At 56.8% G+C, this 15,086-nt stretch carries 21 protein-coding genes; 10 read left to right on the plus strand and 11 right to left on the minus strand.

The features are described from left to right. Positions 1-450: 450 nt before the first annotated feature. The gene (locus tag PH547_RS13625; RefSeq protein WP_104826869.1) at positions 451-660 is read right to left on the minus strand and encodes a hypothetical protein; all 210 of its coding nucleotides are present in this window, start codon (positions 658-660) and stop codon (positions 451-453) included. Positions 661-784: 124 nt separating this feature from the next. On the opposite strand from PH547_RS13625, the gene PH547_RS13630 reads away from it, so the two are divergent. The 3 genes from PH547_RS13630 (at position 785) to PH547_RS13640 (ending at position 2,573) form a co-directional block, all read left to right on the plus strand. Continuing rightward, entirely contained in the window at positions 785-1,528 is a 744-nt protein-coding gene (locus PH547_RS13630; RefSeq protein WP_285168501.1) for a LuxR family transcriptional regulator, read from the plus strand. A gap of 78 nt (positions 1,529-1,606) precedes the next feature. Continuing rightward, positions 1,607-2,272 carry an acyl-homoserine-lactone synthase gene (locus tag PH547_RS13635; protein WP_104826867.1) on the plus strand — a complete coding sequence of 222 codons (666 nt, stop codon included), beginning with the start codon at positions 1,607-1,609 and terminating at the stop codon, positions 2,270-2,272. Between the two features lie 37 nt (positions 2,273-2,309). Then, complete coding sequence (locus PH547_RS13640) at positions 2,310-2,573, plus strand: hypothetical protein (protein ID WP_104826866.1); 264 nt, start codon at positions 2,310-2,312, stop codon at positions 2,571-2,573. 173 nt (positions 2,574-2,746) lie between these two features. Here the strand turns inward: PH547_RS13640 and PH547_RS13645 are convergent, their stop codons facing one another. From PH547_RS13645 to PH547_RS13655, 3 genes are all read right to left on the minus strand, one after another. After that, complete coding sequence (locus tag PH547_RS13645; protein ID WP_104826865.1) at positions 2,747-2,953, minus strand: CsbD family protein; 207 nt, start codon at positions 2,951-2,953, stop codon at positions 2,747-2,749. 414 nt (positions 2,954-3,367) lie between these two features. Then, on the minus strand, positions 3,368-3,532 hold the full coding sequence (locus PH547_RS13650; protein WP_028750291.1) for a DUF1328 domain-containing protein: 165 nt from the start codon (positions 3,530-3,532) through the stop codon (positions 3,368-3,370). A gap of 165 nt (positions 3,533-3,697) precedes the next feature. Further along, entirely contained in the window at positions 3,698-4,222 is a 525-nt protein-coding gene (locus tag PH547_RS13655; RefSeq protein ID WP_260305178.1) for a hypothetical protein, read from the minus strand. Positions 4,223-4,467: 245 nt separating this feature from the next. Here PH547_RS13655 and PH547_RS13660 point away from each other — a divergent pair, with 245 nt between their 5' ends. After that, the gene (locus PH547_RS13660) at positions 4,468-4,746 is read left to right on the plus strand and encodes a hypothetical protein (protein ID WP_260305177.1); all 279 of its coding nucleotides are present in this window, start codon (positions 4,468-4,470) and stop codon (positions 4,744-4,746) included. A 197-nt stretch (positions 4,747-4,943) separates the two neighbouring features. Here the strand turns inward: PH547_RS13660 and PH547_RS13665 are convergent, their stop codons facing one another. Together PH547_RS13665 and PH547_RS13670 are read right to left on the minus strand one after the other, a co-directional pair. Beyond that, entirely contained in the window at positions 4,944-5,285 is a 342-nt protein-coding gene (locus PH547_RS13665; RefSeq protein WP_285168504.1) for a DUF2934 domain-containing protein, read from the minus strand. A gap of 129 nt (positions 5,286-5,414) precedes the next feature. Beyond that, the gene (locus PH547_RS13670) at positions 5,415-6,224 is read right to left on the minus strand and encodes a mechanosensitive ion channel family protein (protein WP_285168505.1); all 810 of its coding nucleotides are present in this window, start codon (positions 6,222-6,224) and stop codon (positions 5,415-5,417) included. 605 nt (positions 6,225-6,829) lie between these two features. Here PH547_RS13670 and PH547_RS13675 point away from each other — a divergent pair. The 3 genes from PH547_RS13675 (at position 6,830) to PH547_RS13685 (ending at position 8,618) form a co-directional block, all read left to right on the plus strand. Continuing rightward, positions 6,830-7,075: a hypothetical protein gene (locus PH547_RS13675; RefSeq protein WP_245464188.1), complete on the plus strand. Its 246-nt coding sequence runs from the start codon at positions 6,830-6,832 to the stop codon at positions 7,073-7,075. 185 nt (positions 7,076-7,260) lie between these two features. Then, the gene (locus PH547_RS13680; protein WP_260305174.1) at positions 7,261-7,845 is read left to right on the plus strand and encodes an RBBP9/YdeN family alpha/beta hydrolase; all 585 of its coding nucleotides are present in this window, start codon (positions 7,261-7,263) and stop codon (positions 7,843-7,845) included. Between the two features lie 113 nt (positions 7,846-7,958). Continuing rightward, the gene (locus PH547_RS13685) at positions 7,959-8,618 is read left to right on the plus strand and encodes a peroxiredoxin (protein ID WP_104826859.1); all 660 of its coding nucleotides are present in this window, start codon (positions 7,959-7,961) and stop codon (positions 8,616-8,618) included. A 191-nt stretch (positions 8,619-8,809) separates the two neighbouring features. Here the strand turns inward: PH547_RS13685 and PH547_RS13690 are convergent, their stop codons facing one another. Then, a complete protein-coding gene (locus PH547_RS13690) occupies positions 8,810-9,562 on the minus strand; it encodes a YoaK family protein (RefSeq protein WP_104826858.1) in 753 nt (250 codons plus the stop codon). A 228-nt stretch (positions 9,563-9,790) separates the two neighbouring features. Here PH547_RS13690 and PH547_RS13695 point away from each other — a divergent pair, with 228 nt between their 5' ends. Continuing rightward, on the plus strand, positions 9,791-10,108 hold the full coding sequence (locus tag PH547_RS13695) for a DUF982 domain-containing protein (RefSeq protein ID WP_285168508.1): 318 nt from the start codon (positions 9,791-9,793) through the stop codon (positions 10,106-10,108). Positions 10,109-10,241: 133 nt separating this feature from the next. Next, the gene (locus PH547_RS13700; protein ID WP_104826856.1) at positions 10,242-10,472 is read left to right on the plus strand and encodes a hypothetical protein; all 231 of its coding nucleotides are present in this window, start codon (positions 10,242-10,244) and stop codon (positions 10,470-10,472) included. 36 nt (positions 10,473-10,508) lie between these two features. Here PH547_RS13700 and PH547_RS13705 read toward each other — a convergent pair whose 3' ends face one another. Both PH547_RS13705 and PH547_RS13710 read right to left on the minus strand, forming a co-directional pair. Beyond that, entirely contained in the window at positions 10,509-11,282 is a 774-nt protein-coding gene (locus PH547_RS13705; protein ID WP_285168512.1) for a TIGR01458 family HAD-type hydrolase, read from the minus strand. A 141-nt stretch (positions 11,283-11,423) separates the two neighbouring features. Then, positions 11,424-11,864 carry a MarR family winged helix-turn-helix transcriptional regulator gene (locus tag PH547_RS13710; protein ID WP_483315543.1) on the minus strand — a complete coding sequence of 147 codons (441 nt, stop codon included), beginning with the start codon at positions 11,862-11,864 and terminating at the stop codon, positions 11,424-11,426. A 285-nt stretch (positions 11,865-12,149) separates the two neighbouring features. Here PH547_RS13710 and PH547_RS13715 point away from each other — a divergent pair, with 285 nt between their 5' ends. Next, entirely contained in the window at positions 12,150-12,983 is an 834-nt protein-coding gene (locus PH547_RS13715) for an alpha/beta fold hydrolase (RefSeq protein ID WP_285168727.1), read from the plus strand. A gap of 120 nt (positions 12,984-13,103) precedes the next feature. Here the strand turns inward: PH547_RS13715 and PH547_RS13720 are convergent, their stop codons facing one another. Together PH547_RS13720 and PH547_RS13725 are read right to left on the minus strand one after the other, a co-directional pair. Beyond that, positions 13,104-14,135, minus strand: coding sequence for an aldo/keto reductase (locus PH547_RS13720; protein WP_285168515.1), 1,032 nt, complete (start codon positions 14,133-14,135; stop codon positions 13,104-13,106). 224 nt (positions 14,136-14,359) lie between these two features. Next, complete coding sequence (locus tag PH547_RS13725; protein ID WP_285168517.1) at positions 14,360-15,061, minus strand: GntR family transcriptional regulator; 702 nt, start codon at positions 15,059-15,061, stop codon at positions 14,360-14,362. Positions 15,062-15,086 lie beyond the last annotated feature (25 nt).

Consider the following 15,086-nt stretch of genomic DNA (forward strand, 5'->3'; position numbering starts at 1 on the left):
GTCATTTCGATTGCACCGGAGATTGGCTACAGGTCGTAGCCGGATGCGAGATCGAAGATAGCTGGAACCTCCCGAAAACTTCGTGGAAGGCCTCATAGCATTCCATCAAAATTCATAACAGCATAAACTAACAAGATCACATGGTTTGTGACGCTTTGCTTAAAGTCGCAGGAAATCGCGGGAAATTCCGCCCGCCGCTTTGTTAAGCGCGGATATCTCTTTATACTTCAAGCAATCTTGTCGGTGATTTGATTATTATGTCTTTTCAGGCGTTTTTTCGAGACGAGGCATTCAACCTATGCATCACAGGTTGAGAGAATCGCTTCAATTTTCATGTGATGGGATTATCGGTTCGCCATCCGGTGGCTGTTACAGGCAGGCCGAGGACCTGTGAATGGCATGAGAGGCAGGTGTGCCGCTCAGTTCGCAATTCTGACCGGAACGTGATTTTCATCGAAAAAAAGAAGGGATTGGATCGATCGTCTCGGGGGACAGAGCACGATAGACCCTAATCCAAAACAACGCTTCGCTTGTTCGTTGGCTGCGTTCGGCAATCAGCGCCCGTATCAACGCTTCAGAGCCGGCCATATCGTGCCAGCTCGTTTTTAATCCAGTGGCGGCTTGGCTCACCGCCTCCTCCGCTTCGTCCGATTGGCCCATCTCGCTCTCCTAACGTGAGGATATACGACCGCCTTTCCTAACGTCATTCCCCTCATATGTGGGGATCCCCTTGTTTGTGGAAGCAATCTCGCGGTAAGATGGTATCGAAGCGAGGTGGTGCGTCATGCGGGGAACTTCCGACAACCCAAGATTCGAGCACGCCTTCAATGAGATCAAAGCGGCGCCGAATGTCGACAGCGCCATTCGGTCTCTGCAGGCGGCATATCACGTCGACTACGTGACTTACCATCTTGCGCAGACCATAATGGATACGATCGACGCGCCATTTGTGCGTACCACCTATCCGGACGCCTGGGTTTCCCGATATCTTCTCAGTGGCTACGTCAAGATCGATCCCGTCGTTAGGGAAGGCTTTCTCCGTCAACTTCCGTTCGACTGGAGCGAGGTGGAGCCGACGCCGGAGGCCTATGCACTATTGGTCGACGCGCAGAAACATGGTCTCGGCGGCAACGGTTATTCCATTCCGGTTGCCGACAAGGCCAGACGCCGGTCGCTGCTTTCCATCAATTCAGGCTTGCCGGCCGATAAGTGGCAGGAATTGGTCGTCAGTTGCCGAGAGGAATGGACGGAACTTGCACATCTCATCCACGGCAAAGCCGTCTTGGAACTTTATGGCGAACATGATCCGGTGCCATCCTTGAGCCCAAGGGAAATCGAGTGCCTGCATTGGACAGCGCTTGGCAAGGACTATAAGGACATCGCGCTGATCCTCGACATTTCCGAACATACGACACGCGATTATCTGAAGACGGCGCGGTTCAAGCTCGGCTGCGCCACCCTCTCGGCTGCCACCACCAAAGCCGTCCAGCTTCGCATCATCACGCCCCTGACCAATCCCCTCAAATGAGGGGCTCCATTTGCGGGATTTCCGATAGCGGTTTTCCGGCCCATTCTCGCCTTACGACAGCAACTGTTGGAGGCGAAAATGTTCATAGTTATTCAGGCTCATGAATATCATAAATATGCGAACATCCTCGATCAGATGTTCCGCCTTCGTAAGACAATCTTCGCAGATACGCTCGGCTGGGACGTAAACGTCATCGGACCTTACGAGCGCGACAGCTATGATGCGCTCGGCCCCGCCTATCTTGTTTGGTGCGATGAGCGCCGCATGCGGTTCTACGGCGGGATACGGCTCATGCCGACGACAGGGCCGACGCTTCTTTACGACGTCTTCAGAGACACGTTTCCGGCCGCAACGGACCTCGTTGCCCCGGGGATTTGGGAAGGAACGCGCATGTGCATCGATGAAGCTGCCATTGCGAGCGAGTTTCCCGACATCGATGCAGGCCGGGCATTCAGCCTGTTGTTGCTCGCGCTTTGCGAATGCGCGCTCGATCATGGCATCCACACTATGATTTCCAACTATGAACCCTATCTCAAGCGCGTGTACAAGCGGGCAGGTGCCGAAGTTGAGGAACTCGGCCGCTGCGACGGATATGGAAAATATCCTGTTTGCTGCGGTGCGTTCGAGGTCTCGCAGCGTGTGCTCGCAAACATGCGGCGCATGCTCAAAGTCTCGGCTCCCCTTTATGTTCGCCCGAAGCCGATCCGATCCGTTACGACCCGACTGTTGGAGATCGCGGCGTAAGAAACGTGACCTTCGTGTTTCGAATTAGGAGGTGCTCATGCCCGAAGACGATAGTCTGAGAGTGCGTGAATTTGTCAGAATGTTCAGGCTGATTTCCACGGCGAAGGAGGCGGCCGAAGCGCTACAGCTTCGCAACCTTGTCCACCTGACGAACATGGCACTGCTGCAGGTGGCATTGGACTGGGATGGTCTGGACCCGGAACGTGACCCCGATATCGATCTCGGAGGACTCGTTCGCGAAAAAGCACGGATCGCGATGAGGAACGGCCGAGAGAACCTGCTCGTCCTACCTCATCCTTGAATGACGAAACCTGGGCGGGGGACATTCAATGATTTCCATTGGGTCGGGTCGGCGCCTTCGTCGACCTGATCTTCGTCCAGAGCGTCGTTGCGGCTTTGAAGGGTGGCATTCGACTCGGTGCCGGGACTCGAAAAAATGCCCCGCGGCGCGGGGCAATTGGCTAATACGACCTGTTAGTGCCAGGTCTGCCTGTTATACCAGCTATCAATGTCGCGCCGCGCGCGATCTCTTTCCAAACCATAGCGTTCCTGGATTTTGCCTTCGAGCTGATCCAGGCGGCCGTCGATTTGATCGAGGTCGTCGTCCGTGAGCTTACCCCACTGCTCCTTTACCTTGCCTTTAACCTGCTTCCAGTTTCCTTCGACTCTATTCCAGTCCATGATTTTCTCCTCGTTATCTCGGTTGCTCATGGGGAGATAACGCTGCTTGGCTGTCTTTGTTCGGGAAAAAGGCCTGCGACGAGGAGCGAAAATGACAGGCTAACTAGACTTACGAGAGATCGGCCAGGATGGGCCGCAACCCCATCCCAGTAGGGTCAAGTGACGTACAGAACGATCATCGGAAGCCCGCAGATATTTAGGCCCGCCGCGAAGCTGGGCAAGCACGCGACGGGCCAGGGCATCGCTGCTTGGTTCATGCGATACCCAGTGGCGCCCCCCTGCCACCCGCGTTCAAACCACGATAATCTGGGAAAGTTCCAGGGTATTTTCTGAAAGCCCGGCTAAAGACCTAGACGTTGTACAAAAGGCGTAGTTCCCCAGCCGAGCCATTGTTTGACCGCTTCTTTCTTGGTTCTATGGTCGCCGCACGACCCGCATGACCAGCGAGACGATAAACAAAACCAGGAAGATGAAGAATAGAAACTGTGCGATCGAAGCAGAGGCGCCTGCAATGCCCCCGAATCCGAGAACACCGGCAATCACTGCCACAACCAAAAACACGAGAGCATAGTAAAGCATCGTGGTCTCCTTTCGATTGATGTAGGAGATAACGGAGCGCTTCGGTATTAGTTCCGAAAGGTCATGCCCGCGCCAATCTAACCTTTCGAGCATGGCTATCGCATCGATCGTTCAAACCACAGATGGACGCCGGCGGCGACCGGGGCGGGAGCAACTATTTGTTGGCTATCCAAATCCGACGGCATGCTGGAATGATCTGTCGCCCTCATTGGGCTCCGGCGGTTCCGCCGCTTGAAGGTAGAATTTGACAGGCGCCGTCAGAACGAACCAAATACTTGCGCCGAACAAAAAATACGCGCCCACGGAATCGCCGGAGCCGGCGAAAAACGGAAGGCTGGCGGACATGAACAACACAGTCATTCTCACTGACCATTCTGTTTCCCGTCTTGCGAAGGCATGTGTCCTAAGGCGCGCATATTCCCGCCGGCCATATGTGTCGGCTTTTCTCATCGACAAATAGAGCTTCCAAACGGAAGGAAGTGCCAGCATGATGAGCGCTGCAGCGCTGACGAGGAATCCCGAGCCGTGTAGAAAGTGTTCAGCGGCAATGAAAAGAAACAGGAGTACGGCAAGGTGCCAAGTCGGCTCGAGCCGCTCTGGAGGTTGACCGGAATAAATATGCCAGGCTCGAAGCCAGTTGGCTGCGCCATCGAGCAGTGGCTGATCGATGTAACGATTGATCCATTCCATTGCGTAAGTCGTCCCATTTGCCGGAGGAGAAGGGAACACCACGCAATTCCGTCATCATCGTGGCAAGATTAGTGATAAGCAATAAATGGCTGTCACCGAAGGCACCGCTGACGGCCGGAACTTGATGAACAGTCTGCCGTTTATAGCCATCTCTCATCGGAGGACATCATGCAATTCACCGACATAGCTATCGCGTTCAATGGGGCGACCGCTCCAGTGGAATTCATCGGCGAAGGAGTCAAACTGTGAACACTGCCAACCTCCAACTCGAAGGTCTCCTCACCGCAGTCGCTTCAATCAATGCCCTTCTCGTCGACAGCGGCATCGTTTCTCGCAGCGAAATGCAGCAGGCGTTGGAACGAGCACAGCAGGGCGTCAATGGCGAGGCCCGCGGCCTTTCAGAAGCCAATCGAAAGGCCATGCTCTTTCCCATTCGCCTTCTGCTGCTTGCCAACGAGGACGCTGATTTGGGGAAATCCAGGACATTTGCCGAATATGCAGAGGCAGTCGGCAAATCATCCTGAAGAATGCCTGATCTCCGAGACATGCCTGAGGAGAACCGGAGAGCTGCAGCCGCCGGGCCGAAAGAGTTTGCGGCAGATTATGCCATTCCTGTCTACCGCAAACGGGGCGTTCGCACGAGGCCGTAAGTCGATATAGAACTCCATCGGCCAGTCACGAAGCTGCGGTCGAGCTATAGGTGAATGTTGCGGTGCCCGTCCTAAGGCTGCTCTCGCGTCCCCGGCGCGGCGGTCCGTTTATCCGCATCTTCCAGATCGCTTTTTACCAGAAATGCGTCGGTATGTTTGCGGGCGGCTTCCCGTAATGCATCAAGTTTCGGCACGTCGTCGCCCTCGATCTCGATCTTATCGAGATGGAACTCGCCGCTGATCTGTCTTTCCGCACGTTCCCAGTGCTCGACGGCTCGACCTTCCGGTCTGCCTTCGTTCTCCCAGATGGCGTAAGCCCGCTCTCTGATTTCCTTTTCAAGGTCTCTTGTTGCCGGTTCCGCCGCTTTTGATTGATCGGCTGCTGGTGAATTGATGGGTGCGTTGTCTGCCATCGGTCATCTCCTTTTGCCTATCAAATCGACGTAAGGAGAGTATGTTCCGTGCCCAGGCTTGCCTTTTGCTCATTCCGCGCAAATTTCTGCGGCGGCACGTCATCGGCTGACGCAAACGCGCTCGGCGATCTACTTGAGCAAGATGCCTTTGGCGGCAAGGCCCCGTCTCAGCCGCTCGATCATGGCGTGGCGCGTCTCCGACCATTCCCTCGTTTTCGCCCAGTATTCGATCATCAGGACCGTCTTATCGGCGGTAAGATCGTCCGAATAAACGCGGGACGGCGGATCCTTTTGCACTCGTTCGTCCGATCTGACGAGTTCGAGGATCGCCTGCGTCACGATGTCGATATCGACATCGTTGCCGACCGCTACCGATAATTGCTGGCGCCGGCTGACCTCGCGGCTGTGATTTTTGATCGGTGTATTCCAGAGCGTGGAATTTGGAGCCATCAGGTAGAGGCCGTCGGCCGTCTTCATCTCGGTGGCGAACAAGCCTATTTCGAGAATGCGTCCTTCGACGTTGGCAGTCTCGATATACTCACCGACGCGCAGCGGCCTCAGCACCAGAAGCATGATGCCGGCTGCAATGTTTTGAAGCGTGCCTTGCAGCGCCAAGCCGATCGCCAAGCCTGCAGCGCCCAGAGCAGCAACGATCGATGCGGTCTGGATGCCGAATTGCGCCAGTACTGCGACAAAGACAAAAATGAGAATGCTGTAGTGCAGCAGGTTTTCGAAAAAGCGCGCAAGTGTCTCATCGATCCCATGTATTCTCGACAGACCTTCATAGGCCCACCGGCTTAAAACGCCGGACAGAATCCAGCCGGCGACGAGAAGAATGACTGCGCCGAGGATGGAGAAGCTATATTGTACAATCAGTGCCGCTGCTTGGCTGAAGGCGGCGCGGGCGGCGAGAATAAGATTGACCGGCTGATTTTCCATCGGAAAAGCATCCTTCCAAGATAGTGTCGACTTTGATTGGGTCTGAAATAGTTCGTTGCCCCCGTTTTCAACCGAGATGTTGCGGTTTCTGTCGAGGCGAAGCTTAGCCCGGAGCGGTATCGAGGACGGCGATGCACGAAACGCCGCTCCTTCATGGGCGCGCTGGCAAGCTTATTTCTACTTGGAGGATCAAGGTCTTCCGGCTGTCGCTCGATGTATGGCATGAGGGGCATGGAACATGAAAAGAACTCGCTGCCCTCTGGCGGATAGCGGCGAGTTCTCTTCATTCAGTCCGCCGCAAAGCACTCATCTTTCCGCTTTGTGGCTGCACGAAATTCTTCGACTCAGCACCGCCCCGAATTCCGCAGAATACTTGCCACATGCCGGGGCATCCAAATAGTCGCTAATAGGTATTAGCGCGTTCGGTTCAATCGGGGTACCGATGGTTGGTCCAATCAACCGCGCGGTGGGACGTCGAAGCCCTGCATCGGACGGCTACTCGAGGTGGCGCAATTCGAGAACAGATTTCCTCCTTTCGTAGCAAGGAAAGATGCTCGTTCCTTTTATCTACTATTCTTATAGAGAATATTGGTAAGCGGTCTTGGATGACCGATAGGGCAGACGGCTTAGTTCTGCGTGACGAGATCAACGAGATGGAGGATCGCATGAAATTCGATTTCATCAGCCGCTTGAAGATAGTTTTCCGCCGTCTTGCACCTCACCAGTCGGGCAAGCCTGGCGCTCTGAGGACATCTGTCGAAAGAACGATCACGTCGGGTGAAAGCCACGATCCATCGGCGCGCGATTACGAGCTCTATTATTGGTGCTCCACGCCGGCGCCCTGGTATTGAGAGGAAACCCGCTATGGCATTAGCCTTCGATCTGCGACGACCGGTTGCGAACCGGTTTCCGAGCGACATTCGATCCCATCTTGTTCATGGTATCGAAGTTTTCTCCGTTATTTCGGCCTTCCTGTTTCTGTTCGCGTTTGTGGCGGGCGTATTCTGATGCCTCAAAGCATAATCATGGACATGCGATGAGCAGAGTGCTGATCTTGCCGGGTCTGTTCGGATCGGGGGAAGGGCATTGGCAGCGTTACTGGCTGCAGGATCAGCCGGACGGGCGCCTGGTGGATCAGGACGATTGGGATCACCCGAACTTTTGCGATTGGATGGCGAGGCTTGAGGCAGCGCTTGAAGAGGCAGGAGAAGCCTACATCGTTGCCCACAGCCTCGGCTGCCTCCTGGCAGCGCGGCTGGCGGGCCGGACGGCGGCGCGACACGTCAAAGGCGCGCTGCTCGTTGCGCCTTGCGATCTTCCGGCAACCGAGGCGCTGCATGCGGGACATATTTCTTTCGGAGCCATGCCCACCGAGGCCTTGCCTTTTCCCAGCATGACGATCGGCAGTCTGAACGACATATACATGACGCTTGACCGCCTTACGATGTTCGGGCACCTCTGGAATTCCGATATCCGGAATATCGGCCTTGCGGGCCATATCAATGTCGCGAGCGGCTTCGGGCGCTGGCCGAGCGGATACGGCTTGTTGGAGATGCTGAAGGCGCGGGCTAAACACTGGAGACCCCGAAGGTCTATGTCCGTGACTGCCGCGACCGCCTAAAAGGAGGACTTTTCTTCGGATGCATTAGGCGGCATCCTGCGATTAGATTTTAACCCAACGTTCGCCGCCAAAAATTTGCAAGAGACGACGAGCCCCTATTTGGAGGATCCACCATGAGCCTGCGTATCAATGATATCGCACCCGACTTTACCGCCGAGACGACCCGCGGGCCGATCCAATTCCACGACTGGATTGGCAATGGCTGGGCAGTGCTGTTCTCGCATCCCAAGAACTTCACGCCGGTCTGCACGACCGAGCTCGGAGCAATGGCGGGCCTTGAGCAGGATTTTGCCAAGCGCGGCGTCAAGATCATCGGCATTTCCGTCGATCCGGTCGAGAGCCACAGCAAGTGGAAGGGCGACATCAAGACGGCGACCGGCTTCGATGTCGACTATCCGCTGATCGGCGATAAGGACCTCAACGTCGCCAAGCTCTATGACATGCTGCCCGCCGGCGCGGGTGAAAGCTCGGAGGGCCGCACGCCCGCCGACAACGCCACCGTGCGCTCAGTCTTCGTCATCGGCCCCGACAAGAAGATCAAGCTGATCCTCACCTATCCGATGACGACCGGCCGCAACTTCAACGAAATCCTGCGCGCTATCGACTCCATTCAATTGACGGCGAAGCATCAGGTCGCCACGCCGGCGAACTGGCAGCAGGGCGAAGATGTCATCATCACGGCCGCCGTTTCCAACGAGGACGCCATCACACGCTTTGGCTCGTTCGATACGGTTCTGCCCTATCTTCGCAAGACGAAGCAGCCCTCGGCCTAAGCGGCCCGCATCCGGGAACGTCGGCTCGATCTGAGCCGCGTTCCCATTCCATCGAGGGATCGCCAATTCGCTCCCTATTTAATGTTCTTGTTTAACAACAGAAAATTCTTGTATTGCGCTGTTCTTGAATGATTTTCATGATAGCTGCGTATGCGGAAAGCCGAATTTAGCTTTCCGGGCGCCTCGCGGGCTCACCGATTTATGTCAGATGGAAAGGTGCCTGGAGCGGAGAGAGTCGATTTCGCCCGCCGAATTGCATCCAGTGCAATCATCGTCAACAACGCTGCGGCCAGAATGAGAAGGTAGCCGCCGACGGCGCGATAGATGACGACGCCCAGAATGCCACCGATCAGGAAGGCGGCAATGGTGTAGAGATGCAGCCGGAGCTTGGTCAGATTGTGCCGCGCCTCAGTCTTGGGCTCGCGCCCGCATAGAATGTCGAAGGCAATCCCGAGTTCGATTCCGAGATCGGTGGCCATGCCTGAGACATGTGTGGTGCGCACGCGGGCATCGGAGATGCGGGTGACGACGGCATTTTGCACGCCCATCAGGAACGCAAGGCCAAGAACGAGAACCGGCACACGCCAGATGGCCAGCAGCCAGAGATCCGCGCAGCCGAGGAGGGCAAGCAGTCCCGCTTCGGTCAGGATGCTATAGGCGTAAATGGCATAGACGTTACGGCGGCGGCCTTCGTTGATGATCAGCGTCGAGACTGCCGCGCCAAGTATGAACGCCACCACGATCCCGCCATAGAACAGGGCGGAGAGCCACTGGCCAATCGCCAGATCGTCGGAAAGCGTGGAGACGTTGCCCGTCATATTGGCGGAGAAGAAGCCGACGGCATAGAAAGCCGATGCGTTCAAGGCGCCGGCGATGGCGGCAAGCGAAGCCGCAAGGCCGCGATCGATCTTTTCGTTACGGTGAGAACCCTGTCTTACGAGCATATGTTGAGAGCTATTGGCGTGACGGCATGTGTGAAACGCTCTCAGCTTACCCACAGGCGCCGAGTCTTTACAAGCGGCGGTTTCGATCGTGCTGCAGGCTCTGCCGGGCGCGCTTGGCTTAGGGCTGCCGTATCTCCAAATGCCGCCAGCCCTCCCTTGAAGATGAAGGGGACTGGGCAATATTCATAGCTCAGAGCGATTGGGACGGCATTCGACTGGAGGAAGAAAATGTTGAACAACAACGTTCCCTGGATACGGTCCGTCAGCATCCGGTTGCAATGCGGTTTGGAGCGGAGTTTCTCCGGCGCATACGATGCTTTGGATTTCCTCGAAAATGAATGGCCACTCCGACACGGAAAGCGGTATGATCGCGCAATCAAGTCATGCCACGGAGCGTTGAATGGCGTGATCCCCTCGATCGTCGCACGTGAGGCGTTTCTCGCAGCGTGCCTGGAGGCAGATATGCCGGCGGTCATTTCGCCTCGCAAGGCGATACCGCAACTGGCTTCCGGACCTTCGCGGCCAATGCGCTCCACCAGGATTTGAGGCAGATGGCTCCGCCTGAGGGCGGAGTTCTGAGCAGCGGGTACAGGTATCACCGTTAAACGCCCAACGAACGGAGCAAATCTCTCCGGTTGGCGATGTCCGATATCATCAACGTTACAGGTTGGAGAAGACAATGCCTCCCGAAGAGATGAATGACGTGCTGACGAAGCTGCCGCTCCGGATCGGTGCCTATGTGCCCGAAGACTTGCTTGAAGATTGGTTTGCTCCGGGGACCGGCATGAATCCGGTGAGCAAGGCGGCCCTCGACAATGCCGAAGCCTATGGCCGGCGCTTCGAGTGCGAATTCAAATATTATCCGGAACGCTCTGAGGGCGTGTTTTGGAAATTTGTACCGGCGATGTAGAAGCAGCTCACGTTCACGGCACGTATATGACCCCGGTCAAATGCCGCGCTTCGCGATGATCCAATCGACCGCTGCGGAAATATCATCCACCGTTGCGGTTGGAGAAGGCTTGAAACGATTCTCGTCCTCACGACGGTATTTGCCCGTACGGACCAGCAACGCGCAGGAGATTCCGGCCTGCAAGGCTCCCGCGACGTCGTTTTCCGCATCGTCGCCCACCATCACCGCTTCCGTTTTCGAGCAATGCATGCTGTTGAGCGCGGACAGAAAGAAATCGGGTGAGGGTTTCCCCAAGATGACGGCACGCTTCTGACTTGCGAACTCAAGCGCCGTCACAAACGCGCCCGCATCGAGACTAAGTTTTCCGTCCGCATCTTTGAACGCCCTGTTCGGTGCGAGCGCCAGGAAGTCCGCGCCCTCAATCAATTCTCGAAATGCCCTATTCAGCGTCCGGTAATCGAAAATCTCGCCTGCATCGCCAACAACAACAGCCTTGCCTTTGCTACCCGTCAGGTCATGAAAATCCGGCACAAGATCGGGATGGACTAGGAGGTGGGGCGATTGCTCATGTCGACCAAGCCACTCGCGGGCCGCTTGCGCGGGAGTGAACAACTCATCGCTTTTGATTGAAAGTCCGAACCGGGAAAGTCGGTCCAGAATGGCCTGCTTGCTTGAGCGTGTCGTGTTGCTCACGAAACGCACGGGAAGGCCGGCCTCGTGCAGGCGGGCGACCGCAGATGTTGCGCCCGTTATGAGGTCTTCGCCATCATAAATGACGCCGACTAGATCAAGAAGCACTCCACTGATCATCGAAGCAAATTACCTTTCTTCGTGTCATCTGGGCTCTGCCGCTCACTCTTCCGCTTGTTCTCCGCGATTTCAACTGGGGCGCTGGCCAAATGTTCCGGAATGTGGGGCTCGATGGAGCGTTGTGGGGTACCCTGATGCCGGCTATTGCTCTCCGCCGAGCATCTTCTGTAGTTCCCGGATTTGCTGGTTCAATGCGTCCAACTGCTCAGGCGTCATGCCCGAGCGCGCCATCAAGGTTTCGCCCAGGCAGCGACTCCGGGCGAAGAGGTCGCCGCCGGCTGTCGTCAGCCAGACATGGACCTGGCGTTCGTCGATCTTGCTGCGTCGGCGTTCGACAAAGCCCGCCTGTTCCAGGCGCTGCACCGGGGGGGTGATGGTGCTCGACTCTAGTGCGAGACGGTCGGCGATCGCGCCGACCGTCAGCCCATCATTTTCACCCAAGGTGCATAAGACCAGATATTGCGGATAGGTGATGCCCATCGAATCCAGCATCGGCTTGTACGTTCGATTGATAGCTATGCTTGCCGAATACAGCGAAAAGCAAAGCTGATTGTCCAAGGGGACGGGCGTGGGTTCTGACATAGACATCTTCCAATTGCGCTCATCCTTTCTATATCACGAAAAATGATATCGCGATAATTTTTTATGGACAAGGATTCGAAATGGCTTTAAGCATATAGATATCGCGATAATAAATAGTGCGATATAAATTAAATGGAGATTGAAATGAGCCAGTCGATCAATCAAGCTACCCGCCGAGGCGTTATGACGGCCGGTCTTGGCCTGGCCGCTACAGCGGCTGTCATGCCCTTCGCGCAAACTGCACAAGCCTCTCCCGTAAAACAATCTTCGAAAGGTAAGGACATCATGAGCAGCAGCACGATTACGACCAAGGATGGAACGCAGATCTTCTACAAGGACTGGGGCACAGGTCAGCCGATCGTCTTTCATCATGGCTGGCCGCTGAGCGCCGATGATTGGGACGCGCAGATGCTGTTTTTCCTGCACCAGGGCTTCCGTGTCATCGCCCACGACCGTCGCGGTCATGGCCGCTCGAGCCAAACGGCGACTGGCAATGAAATGGATACCTACGCCGCCGATGTCGCAGAGCTCGCAGCTCACCTCGACCTGAAGGGCGCCATCCACGTCGGTCATTCGACTGGCGGTGGTGAGGTTGCCCGCTATGTCGCCCAGCACGGTGGCAACGGCCGGGTCTCCAAGGCGGTGCTGATTGGCGCGGTCCCGCCGATCATGGTCAAGTCCGAGAAAAATCCGGGTGGTTTGCCGATCGAGGTGTTCGACGGTTTCCGCGCCGCACTTGCCGCCAACCGCGCCCAGTTCTTCCACGATATTCCGGCCGGGCCGTTCTATGGCTTCAATCGTCCGGGTGCGACTGTCTCTGAAGGCATCATCGACAACTGGTGGCGTCAGGGCATGATGGGTGGCGCTAAGGCTCATTACGATTGCATCAAGGCCTTCTCGGAAACCGACTTCACGGAAGACCTGAAGAAGATCGATGTGCCGGTGCTGGTGATGCACGGCGACGACGACCAGATCGTCCCGCTCGCGGATTCGGCACTTCTGTCGTCCAAGCTGCTCAAGAATGCGACGTTGAAGGTCTACAAGGGCCTTCCGCACGGCATGGCGACCACCCATGCTGACGTCATCAACGCCGACCTGCTTGCCTTCTTCAAGGCGTAACAATCTTCAGAAAAAGAGAGCGCTCGCCGGCAGGCGGGCGCCTTTGGGGCAATGACCCAGGCACTTCACTTCGGCTGCGGCAGGCGGAGAAGCAATGTTCTTCCGCCGTCACACCATATATTATCGGCCGCCTTCGATCTTGCGATGACGCTGATTGGCGCCGCCCTTGCCGTAGGGGTAATCAGACGGCTGCGGTGCGCTGACCTCGTTGAGCCTGCCCATCTCCGCCTCCGATAGAGTCAGCTCCGCCGCACCGAGATTGTCGGCAAGCTGTGCGGGCGTGCGGGCGCCGAGGATGACGGAGGTCACGGCCGGCCGCGCTGCCGTCCAGGCGAGCGCTACCCGTGCCATGCTGACGCCGCGTGCCTTGGCGATCTCTTCGACGGCGGCGATAATCGCCCAGGTCCGTTCCTGCGCATTACGTGCCGCGTAGGATTCGCTGCCGCGGTTGGGGTTTTCACCGAGGCGAGTTGCGCCGGTCGGCATATGGTCACGCTTGTACTTGCCGGTCAGCCAGCCGCCGCCGAGTGGCGACCAGGGGAGCAGGCCCATGCCGGCATCCTGGCAGGCCGCGACGATTTCAAGCTCGATATCGCGAGCAAGCAGGTTGTATTGCGGCTGAAGCGTAACCGGCCGCGTATAGCCGCGCGCCTTGGCAATTTCGACGGCCTTGGCGATGTGCCAACCGACATAGTTGGAGAAACCGTAATAGCCGATCTTGCCGGCAGAGACGGCGTCATCGAGGAAGCGCAGCGTCTCTTCGATCGGCGTCAGCGCGTCCCAGGCATGCATCTGATAGAGGTCGATATGTTCAACATCGAGGCGCCGAAGCGAGTCATTCAGAGCTTGGTTGAGATGCCGGCGTGACAGACCGATATCGTTCGGCCCGTTGCCCATCGGAAAGCGTCCCTTGGTGGCGATGATTGCCTGCCGCGCTTCGGTCGGCCGCGCTTTCAGCCAGCGTCCGATGATCTCCTCCGATTTGCCGGCACTGTAGACATCGGCGGTGTCGATGAAATTGCCGCCCCAGGCGAAATAATCGTCCAGCAATATGTGAGATTCCGCTTCGTCGGCCTCCGCACCGAAGGTCATGGTGCCAAGGCAATATGCAGTAACGACAGCCCCGCTGGGACCGAGCTTGCGATAATCCATTCCTGCCTCCTCTGGTGGGAGCACCTGCATCCGATCCGCAAAGCGGCCAGCAGAGCGAGAGCCCCGTGATCTATAGCGATGTTGTGCTTGGGACGGCCTCCGGCCATCGAATGACATTCGGCGCTTTGCGCTTCAGCGCAAGGCCGCGACGGAACAATAGCCAATCATACCGCTGCGACCAAGTGGGTCTGCAAAATAAGCCGCACCGCTCCCGGCGGGACGGATCAATCAAAAATCTCAGGTCTTCGCGCCAACAGAGAGTCGATGGTGCGGAAGACCTGCTGCAGATGTTTGGCCATGTGTTTTTTGGCAGCCGAAGCATTGCCAGCTTCGATCGCGGTCACGATTGCCAGATGCTGTTCGTAGAGCTCGGCCAGGTGCCCCGGCTCGGGCAGGCTTAGGACACGAACGCGGTCAAGCTGGCCTTTGACATTCTGGATGACCTTCCAGGCCCGTGTCAGATTGACGGATACGGACAGGATGAAATGGAAATTTTCATCCTCCGCCAAGAATCCATCCAGGTCGCTGTTGTCGACCGCGCGCTTCTGTCGCGCCAGGCTTTCATGCAGGCGAGCGACGACGGCGGGATCGGACATTTCGGTCACGCGCGCGACAACGGCTACCTCAAGCGCCTCGCGAATGAACTGTGCCTCCAGAACTTCCGAAACACGGATCGGCGCAACGAATGTGCCACGCTGGGGAAAGATATCGACCAGCCCATCCTCGGCGAGCTTGATCAGCGCTTCACGAACGGGCGTGCGGCTGACGCCGAGCATGAGGGCAAGCTCCTTTTCGCTCAAGGCCTGCTTGGGCGCGAGGCGGAGATTGAGGATCGACTGGCGAATATTGCCATAGATCTGCGGCGCCATCGGCAGTTTCGGATCGATTGCAAGCAGGGATGACGACTTTCTATCGGTCAGAGCCAATGATGTTCTCCTGTACGGGTGGAAC

This window comes from Rhizobium cerradonense, assembly GCF_030182455.1.
Classification (GTDB): Bacteria; Pseudomonadota; Alphaproteobacteria; order Rhizobiales; family Rhizobiaceae; genus Rhizobium.

Excerpts from the sequence above, each read along its gene's own strand:
- PH547_RS13625 (WP_104826869.1), bottom strand. The coding sequence starts at position 660 with ATGGGCCAATCGGACGAAGCGGAGGAGGCGGTGAGCCAAGCCGCCACT.
- PH547_RS13630 (WP_285168501.1), top strand. The coding sequence starts at position 785 with ATGCGGGGAACTTCCGACAACCCAAGATTCGAGCACGCCTTCAATGAG.
- PH547_RS13635 (WP_104826867.1), top strand. The coding sequence starts at position 1,607 with ATGTTCATAGTTATTCAGGCTCATGAATATCATAAATATGCGAACATC.
- PH547_RS13640 (WP_104826866.1), top strand. The coding sequence starts at position 2,310 with ATGCCCGAAGACGATAGTCTGAGAGTGCGTGAATTTGTCAGAATGTTC.
- PH547_RS13645 (WP_104826865.1), bottom strand. The coding sequence starts at position 2,953 with ATGGACTGGAATAGAGTCGAAGGAAACTGGAAGCAGGTTAAAGGCAAG.
- PH547_RS13650 (WP_028750291.1), bottom strand. The coding sequence starts at position 3,532 with ATGCTTTACTATGCTCTCGTGTTTTTGGTTGTGGCAGTGATTGCCGGT.
- PH547_RS13655 (WP_260305178.1), bottom strand. The coding sequence starts at position 4,222 with ATGGAATGGATCAATCGTTACATCGATCAGCCACTGCTCGATGGCGCA.
- PH547_RS13665 (WP_285168504.1), bottom strand. The coding sequence starts at position 5,285 with ATGGCAGACAACGCACCCATCAATTCACCAGCAGCCGATCAATCAAAA.
- PH547_RS13670 (WP_285168505.1), bottom strand. The coding sequence starts at position 6,224 with ATGGAAAATCAGCCGGTCAATCTTATTCTCGCCGCCCGCGCCGCCTTC.
- PH547_RS13675 (WP_245464188.1), top strand. The coding sequence starts at position 6,830 with ATGACCGATAGGGCAGACGGCTTAGTTCTGCGTGACGAGATCAACGAG.
- PH547_RS13680 (WP_260305174.1), top strand. The coding sequence starts at position 7,261 with ATGAGCAGAGTGCTGATCTTGCCGGGTCTGTTCGGATCGGGGGAAGGG.
- PH547_RS13685 (WP_104826859.1), top strand. The coding sequence starts at position 7,959 with ATGAGCCTGCGTATCAATGATATCGCACCCGACTTTACCGCCGAGACG.
- PH547_RS13690 (WP_104826858.1), bottom strand. The coding sequence starts at position 9,562 with ATGCTCGTAAGACAGGGTTCTCACCGTAACGAAAAGATCGATCGCGGC.
- PH547_RS13695 (WP_285168508.1), top strand. The coding sequence starts at position 9,791 with ATGTTGAACAACAACGTTCCCTGGATACGGTCCGTCAGCATCCGGTTG.
- PH547_RS13700 (WP_104826856.1), top strand. The coding sequence starts at position 10,242 with ATGCCTCCCGAAGAGATGAATGACGTGCTGACGAAGCTGCCGCTCCGG.
- PH547_RS13705 (WP_285168512.1), bottom strand. The coding sequence starts at position 11,282 with ATGATCAGTGGAGTGCTTCTTGATCTAGTCGGCGTCATTTATGATGGC.
- PH547_RS13710 (WP_483315543.1), bottom strand. The coding sequence starts at position 11,864 with ATGTCAGAACCCACGCCCGTCCCCTTGGACAATCAGCTTTGCTTTTCG.
- PH547_RS13715 (WP_285168727.1), top strand. The coding sequence starts at position 12,150 with ATGAGCAGCAGCACGATTACGACCAAGGATGGAACGCAGATCTTCTAC.
- PH547_RS13720 (WP_285168515.1), bottom strand. The coding sequence starts at position 14,135 with ATGGATTATCGCAAGCTCGGTCCCAGCGGGGCTGTCGTTACTGCATAT.